Source organism: Streptomyces sp. NPDC021100 (assembly GCF_044333095.1).
Classification (GTDB): domain Bacteria; phylum Actinomycetota; class Actinomycetes; order Streptomycetales; family Streptomycetaceae; genus Streptomyces.
In genome coordinates this window covers 1-8392 of the sequence record NZ_JBIRQH010000044.1, presented here as the reverse complement: position 1 = coordinate 8392, position 8392 = coordinate 1, and the positions used below count along the sequence as shown (strand labels likewise).

Sequence of the window (8392 nt, the reverse complement as noted above, 5' to 3'; positions counted from 1 at the left end):
GTCAACCCATTCGACGCACCATCCTGATTCACCGCCGAACCCCGCACCACCGCCAACACCCGATGCCCCAACCGTTGCGCATCCGACAACCGCTCCAGAACGAGGACGCCGATCCCCTCCCCCCACGCCGTACCGTCCGCGCCGGCGGCGAACGCCTTGCAGCGACCATCCGCGGCCAGCCCCCGCTGCCGGCTGAACTCCACGAACCCGGACGGCGTGGCCATCACCGCCACGCCCCCGGCAAGCGCCATGGAGCATTCGCCCCGGACGAGGGACTGGGCCGCCAGGTGCAGGGCCACCAGCGATGACGAGCACGCCGTGTCCACCGTCATCGCCGGGCCTTCCAGCCCGAACGTGTACGCCACCCGGCCCGACACGACGCTCCCGGCCGTGCCCGTGACCAGGTAGCCCTCGGCCCGGTCCGCCGCGCGGTGGACGAGGATCGAGTAGTCGTGGCTGTCGGTGCCGGCGAACACCGCCGTCCGGCTGCCCCGCAGCGAGGAAGGGTCGATGCCCGCCCTCTCGAACGCCTCCCAGGACACCTCCAGCATCAACCGCTGCTGTGGGTCCATGGCGGCCGCTTCGCGCGGGCCGATCCCGAAGAAGTCGGCGTCGAACTCGGCCGCGTCGTGCAGGAAGCCCCCCTGGGTGACGTACGAGGTGCCGGGCCGTTCGGGATCCGGCGAGTACAGGGCCTCCAGGTCCCAGCCGCGGTCCGAGGGGAAGCCGGAGATGGCGTCCCGCCCCTCGGCCACCAGCTCCCACAGGTCCTCCGGGGACCGGACGTCACCTGGGTAGCGGCATGCCATACCGACGATCACGACGGGGTCGTCGTCCACACTGGTCAGGGGGGTGTCGACCCGCTTCCCCGCCGACTCTGCTCCCGTGAGTGTGGTGCGCAGGTGCTCGATCAGGGCCTGTGGTGTCGGGTAGTCGAAGACGAGGGTGGAAGCGAGTCGCAGGCCGGTGGCGGCGTTCAGCCGGTTACGCAGTTCGACGGCGGTCAGCGAGTCGAAGCCCAGTTCCTTGAAGGTCTGGGTGTCCTCCACCGAACCGGCCGAGGAGTGCCCGAGCACGCTCGCCACCTCGGTCCGGACCAGCCCCAGGAGCACCTGCTGCTGCTCGGGCACCGGGAGCCCGGCCAACCGCATGACGAGAGAGGACGCGGTGTCGGAGGACGGCACGTCCCGGCGGACGGTACGCCGGCCGGCTCCTCCCTTCACCAGTCCACGCAGAAGCCGTGGGGTGGCTTGGGGGTTGGTGCGGAGGGTGTCGCTGTCCAGGCGCAGGGGCAGCAGGACGGATTCCGGACGGGCAAGGGCGGCGTCGAACGCGGCCAGCCCCTCCCCCTCGGACAAAGGCACCAGCCCCGCCCGAGCCATCCGGCCCACATCCACCCCACCCAACCCGCCCGCCATCCCCCCACCCGACGAAGCCCAAGGACCCCACGCCAACGACTGCGCCGGCAAACCAGCCGCCCGACGGAACCGCGCCAAACCATCCAAACACGCGTTCGCAGCCGCATAGCTGGCCTGCCCCGGGCCACCGAGGACACCGGCAGCCGAAGAGAAGAGAACGAACGCCGACAGATCACGGCCGAGCGTCAGCTCGTGCAGATTCCACGCCGCGTCCACCTTCGGACGCAACACCGACGCCACACGCTCGGAGGTCAGCGACTCCACCACACCGTCGTCCAACACCCCCGCCGCATGCACCACGGCCGTCAGACCCGGTACCCGCTCCAGCACCGCCGCCAGGGCCTCACGATCGGACGCATCACACGCCTCGACAGCGACCTCCCCCGCCCCCAAAGCCGACAACTCCTCCACCAACTCCACAGCACCAGGCGCCTGAAGACCACGACGGCTGACAAGGACGAGACGACGCACCCCGTGCTCCGTCACCAGGTGCCGGGCCACCAACGCACCCAGCACACCCGTCCCACCAGTGACCAGCACCGCACCCGCCGGGTCCAGCGGCGCGGGCAAGGTCAGCACCACCTTGCCCACATGCCGCGCCTGACTCATATAGCGGAACGCCTCCCGAGCCCGGCGCACATCCCACACCGTCACCGGAAGCGGCTCAAGAACACCCCCCTCGAACAGCACCACCAGCTCGGCCAACATCTCACCGATCCGCTCCGGACCCGCCTCGATCAAGTCGAAGGCCTGGTAGGCCACACCGGCGTAGGCGTCCGCGACCGTTCCCTCATCGCGGATGTCGGTCTTGCCCATCTCCAGGAACCGGCCGCCGCGCGCCAACACCCGCAACGAAGCGTCCACGAACTCCCCGGCCAGCGAGTTCAACACCACATCCACACCACGACCACCCGTAGCCGCCAGGAACCGCTCCCCGAACTCCAACGACCGAGAGGAGGCGATGCGCTCATCGGCAATCCCCATCCCCCGCAGGACATCCCACTTCCCCGGACTCGCCGTAACCCACACCTCCGCACCCAAATGCCGGGCCAACTGCACCGCCGCCATCCCCACACCACCAGCAGCCGCATGCACCAACACCGACTCACCCGACCGCACACCCCCCAAATCCACCAACCCGTAATACGCGGTCAGGAAGACGAGGGGAACCGATGCGGCCTGGGCGAACGACCAGCCGTCGGGAATCCGCGCGACCATGCGGTGGTCGGCCACCGAGTAGGTGCCGAACGCGTCGGGAATGACGCCGAACACTCGGTCACCCACGACGAGTTCGCCGACGTCCGAGCCCACCTCGACGACGATGCCGGCGCCCTCGACGCCCATCGCGGCGTCGCCCGGATACATTCCGAGTGTGATCAGCACGTCACGGAAGTTGAGCCCGGCGGCTCGCACGGCGATGCGGACCTGACCCGGTTGCAGGGGGCGGTCGGCCGTGTCGGAGGGCAGTGGGGAAAGGTTTTCCAGGATGCCCTTCTCCGTCGTGCCGAGGCGCCAGGCCGGCTCGGGCGGGAGGGCGAGGAGGCCGTCGTACCCGGCGGGTACCGCCTCGGGGATGAAGACCTCGCCGTCGCGCACGGCGACCTGTTCGGGAGCGTTCCCGAACGCCGCCGGGAGGGCCTCTCGCGATGTGTCGCGGTCGTCGGTGTCCAGCAGGACGAACCGTCCGGGGTGCTCCGACTGTGCGGAACGGACCAGCCCCCAGGCCGCGGAGGCGGCGGGGTCCACCACGCGTTCGCCGGCTCCTACGGTCATCGCGCCCTGCGTGACGAACACCAGCCGCGAGGAGGCGAACCGCTCATCGGCCAGCCAGTCCTGCACCAAGGACAGGGCCCGGCGGGACATCCGGTGGACGCGGGACACCGGGTCCGCGGGATCGGCGTCGTCGCCGTCCGCCACCCGTACCAGCACGGCTTCGGGAACGGCGGTCGCCTCGGCGAGGGTCTCTCGCAGGGCATCGAGGTCGGTGATCTCGACGCAGGAGGTGCCGCCGTTACCGGCTGTCGCGTCGGTGGGCGCGGGCGCCGGCACCCACTCGATCGCATAGAGGTACCGCCCTCGCCCGGGTGAGCCCGCCGCCCGGAGGTGGTCCGGTGCGACCGGCCGGAGCAGCAAGGAGGCGACCGAGGCCACCGGCCGTCCGCTCTCATCGCCGGCCGAGAGGGTGACGGTGCCGTCGGCATCGGCCGAGATCCGCACGCGCAGTGCCGCCGCCTCGGACGCGTACAGACGCACGCCGGTCCATGTGAAGGGAAGCCGTATGTCGGCGTCCTGGTCCGCGTCCAACGCCACCGGGTGGAGGGCGGCGTCGAGCAGGGCCGGGTGCAGGCCAAACCGGTCGGTCGCCATCCCGTCGGGCAGCGCGATCTCCGCGTAGAGAGCCCCGCCCTGTCGCCAGGCCGCGCGCAGTCCCCGGAACGCCGGACCGTAGTCCAAACCGAGTGCGCGCAGCTCGTCGTAGAAGCCGTCGATGTCGACCGGTTCCGCCTGCGCCGGGGGCCAGACCGTGAAGGCGTCGTCCTCCGGCCCGGGCTCCGGCACATCGGTGGTGCTCAGGACGCCGGTGGCGTGCCGTGTCCAGGGTGATTCGTCGGCCGGTCCGTCGCCCCGACCGCCTGGAGCCGGGAGTTCCGGCCGGGCGTAGACGGTGAACGGGCGGGATCCCGGTTCCGTCCCGGCGCCGACGACGAGCTGGAGGTGGACGCCGCCGCCTTCGGGAAGCAGGAGGGGCGCCTCAAGCGTCAGCTCGTCCACCTGGTCACAGCCGACCTGGTCGGCCGCGTGCAGCGCGAGCTCGACGAAGGCGGTGCCGGGCACGATGACGCGGCCGAGTACGGCGTGGTCGGCCAGCCAGGGGTGGGAATCGAGCGACAGCCTACCCGTGAAGAGCAGGGCGTCGTCGTCGGCCAGCCCGACTACCGCCCCGAGCAGCGGGTGCCCGGCGGAACGCTGGCCCAAGCCGGCCAGGTCACGGAGGGACGTCGGGGCGTCGAGCCAGTAGCGCTGCCGTTGGAAGGGGTAGGTGGGCAGGTCGACGCGGCGCGCTCCGCGTCCGGTGTGGACGGCCGCCCAGTCGACCGCCACCCCGCGTGCGTGGGCGGCGGCCAGGGCTTGCCACAACGCCGCCGGTTCAGGGTGGTCTTTGCGGAGGGTGGGGACGGCGGTGGCGGCGTCGTCCTGGGCGAGAGCGGAGAGGGTGCCGTCCGGGCCGAGCTCCAAATACGTGCGCACACCCTGCGCGCGCAGGGCCTGCACGCCGTCGTGGAAACGGACCGCCTCACGCACATGCCGCACCCAATACGCGGCGTCGAAATCCTCGTGGACACTGCCCGTCAGGTTCGACACCACCGGGATGCCCGGGGTGCCGTAGGTCACCGACTCGGCCACCGCACCGAACTCCGCCAGCATCGGCTCCATCAGCGGGGAGTGGAAGGCGTGACTCACCCGAAGCCGCTTCACCCGACGACCGCGCTCCTCCCAGAGCGACGCCAGCGCCGTTACCGACGCCTCATCCCCCGAGATCACCGTGGACGAGGGGCCGTTGACCGCCGCGATGTCCACACCGCCGGTCAGGGACTCGCGGACCTCCGCCTCCGACGCCTCCACCGCCACCATCGACCCGCCGGGGGGCAGTGCCTGCATCAACCGTCCCCGCGCCACCACCAACCGGCACGCATCCTCCAACGACAACACACCCGCCACATGCGCCGCCACCAACTCACCTACAGAGTGCCCCATCACGAAGTCCGGGCGCACACCCCACGACTCCACCAACCGGAACAGCGCCACCTCAACCGCGAACAGAGCGGGCTGCGCGAACTCCGTCCGATCGAGCCGCTCCTGGTCATCACCGAAGACGACATCCCTCAGCGGCAACTCCACCCGCTCACACACCGCATCAAACGCCTCCGCGAACACCGGAAACGCCCCATACAGCTCCCGACCCATACCGATGCGCTGCGACCCCTGCCCCGAGAACAGGAAGGCCGTCAGCCCCGCGCCGGCGGTCCCCCGGACGACGGACGGGGTGGCCTCGTCGGCAGCGAGCGAGAGAAGCGTCTCTCGCCATCCGTCCGGGCCCTCGGCTCCGTCCGTGGGAAGGAGGACGGCCCGGTGTTCGAGGTGAGCCCGTGATGTGGCCAGTGAGTAGCCGACGTCCAGAGGCCGGAGACCGGGGTGTTCGGCGATGTGGTCGGCCAGTTGCCGGGCCTGGGCGCGGAGTGCCTGGGCGCTGCGGGCCGAGAGCGGCCAGGGAAGAGGGCCGGTGCCGGTTGCCGGTGCCGGGTCGGCCGCGGGGTCCCCGGTCGCCGTCTCGCCGGCGGGGGCCTCCTCCAGGATGACGTGCGCGTTGGTGCCGCTGATGCCGAAGGACGAGACGCCGGCCCGCCGGGGGTGTCCGGTCTCGGGCCAGGGGACGGGCTCGGTCAGCAGGGAGACGGCGCCGGACGACCAGTCCACGTGGGGGGTCGGCTCGTCCACGTGCAGGGTGCGGGGCAGCAGGCCGTGCCGCATCGCCAGCACCGTCTTGATCACGCCCGCCACACCGGCGGCGCCTTGAGCGTGGCCGATGTTGGACTTCAGGGAGCCGAGCCACAGCGGACGGTCGGCCGGCCGATCCTGTCCGTACGTGGCCAACAGCGCCTGCGCCTCGATGGGGTCTCCGAGCCGGGTGCCGGTGCCGTGCGCCTCGACGGCGTCCACCTCGGCGGGTGAGACCCGGGCGTTGGCGAGGGCCTGGAGGATGACGCGCTGCTGGGCGGGTCCGTTGGGGGCGGTCAGGCCGTTGCTCGCACCGTCCTGGTTGACGGCCGAGCCACGGAGTACGGCCAGCACCTCGTGCCCGTTCCGCCGTGCCTCGGACAGGCGCTCCAAGAGCAGGAGCCCGGCGCCCTCGGCCCAGCCGGTGCCGTCCGCCGCCGCCGCGAAGGACTTGCACCGTCCGTCGGCGGACAGACCCCGTTGCCGGCTGAACTCGATGAACGCGCCCGGGGCCGCCATGACCGTGACGCCGCCGGCGAGTGCGTAGGAGCACTCGCCGCGGCGCAGGGCCTGGGCGGCCAGGTGCAGGGCCACCAGGGAGGAGGAGCACGCCGTGTCGACGGTCACCGCCGGTCCCTCCAGCCCGAAGGTGTACGCGAGCCGGCCGGACGCGATGCTGGCGGTGTTGCCCGTCATGATGTGCCCGACGAGGTTCTCGCCCGCCTCCTCGGGGCGCGGCGCGTAGTCCTGGCCGGTCAGGCCGACGAAGACGCCGGTGAGGCTGGACCGCATGGCGGCGGGGTCGATGCCGGCCCGCTCGAACGCCTCCCAGGCGATTTCCAGCAGCAGTCGCTGCTGGGGGTCCATCGCCAGCGCCTCCCTCGGGGATATTCCGAAGAAGGCCGGATCGAAATCGGCGACGTCGTGCAGGAATCCACCGTGCCGGGTGTAGAAGGTGCCGGTGCTCTCGGGGTCCGGGTCGTAGAGCGAGGCGAGGTCCCAGCCGCGGTCCTCGGGGAATTCCGATATGCCGTCGGTACCGCTCGACACCAACTGCCACAGATCCTCCGGGCGGCGCACACCGCCCGGTAGGCGGCAACTCATCGCGACGATGGCGATGGGCTCCTGCTCGGCCTCTTCCATTTCCCTGACACGCTGGCGGGTTTGGCGCAGGTCGGCCGTTACCAACTTGAGGTAATCGCGAAGAGTCTCTTCATTAGCCATTCCACGCCACCTATTCAGGGCAGGCCAATGACTCCCCGGCCGGCGACCACCGGGGCGAGCCATTGGGCACTTCACCAGACCTGACCGAAAGCTATGGGAGGCCCCAGGGGGGTTCAACCCCTACCCGGGCCCCTAGAAACCCCAACAGAACCGCCTGCCACCAGCCAAAACCGGGTGCGGGGCGGCCGGGGCCGCCCTTACCGCTACGACCGGCCCAGCTCCTCGTTGATGAGCGCGAAAATCTCCTCGTCCGTGCCGGATTCCAGCACGTCGACCGCCTCGTCGGCCGTACCGCCGCGCGACGCACTGCCCGGGTCGGACCACTTGGCGAGCAACGACTGCAACCGGACGACCACTTTGGCCCGCGTGGTGTTGTCCGAGGCCACGCTGGAAAGGGCCCTCTCCACGCTGTCCAGTGCCTCGAAGAGCGACCGCTCGGCCGACGGCGCATCCGGCAGCATTTCGGCGAGCAGCCACCTGGCCAGCGCCTCCGCATGGGGGTGGTCGAAGACGACGGTGACCGGAAGGCGGAGCCCTGTGGCGGCATTGAGTCGATTGCGCAGTTCGACGGCGGTCAGCGAGTCGAAGCCCAGCTCCTTGAAGGCCCGGCCCGGCTCGACGGAATCCGGGTCCGGAAGGTTGAGGACGACCGCCACTTCGCCGCGCACGAAATCGAGCACGGCACGTTGGCGTTCCGCGCCGGAGAGAGCTTCCAGCCGCGGCCTGAGCCCGTCGGCGCCTCGGTCCGGGACGACGGTTCGGCGGACCGGCGCACCGGCGAGTCCGCGCAGCAGTGGTGGGGTGGCTTGGGGATTGGTGCGGAGGGTGTCGCCATCCAGGCGCACAGGCAGCAGGACGGATTCCGGACGGGCAAGGGCGGCATCGAACGCGGCCAGCCCCTCACCCTCGGACAAAGGCACCAGCCCCGCCCGAGCCATCCGGCCCACATCCACCCCACCCAACCCGCCGGCCATCCCCCCACCCGACGAAGCCCAAGGACCCCACGCCAACGACTGCGCCGGCAAACCAGCCGCCCGACGGAACCGCGCCAAACCATCCAAACAAGCGTTCGCAGCCGCATAGTTGGCCTGCCCCGGGCCACCGAGGACACCGGCAGCCGAGGAGAAGAGGACGAACGCCGACAGGTCACGGTCGAGGGTCAGCTCGTGCAGATTCCACGCCGCGTCCACCTTCGGACGCAACACCGACGCCACACGCTCGGAGGTCAGCGACTCCACCACACCGTCGTCCAA

The 8392-nt window shown here is 70.9% G+C and carries 2 protein-coding genes; both read right to left on the bottom strand.

The features are described from left to right. Positions 1–7202, bottom strand: a 7202-nt coding sequence (locus ACH4PU_RS36040; RefSeq protein WP_398282263.1) for an SDR family NAD(P)-dependent oxidoreductase, incomplete at its 3' end; no start/stop codon positions are given. A gap of 140 nt (positions 7203–7342) precedes the next feature. Next, positions 7343–8392 (bottom strand): KR domain-containing protein (locus ACH4PU_RS36035; RefSeq protein ID WP_398282260.1); only part of this gene is annotated, 1050 nt, incomplete at its 5' end.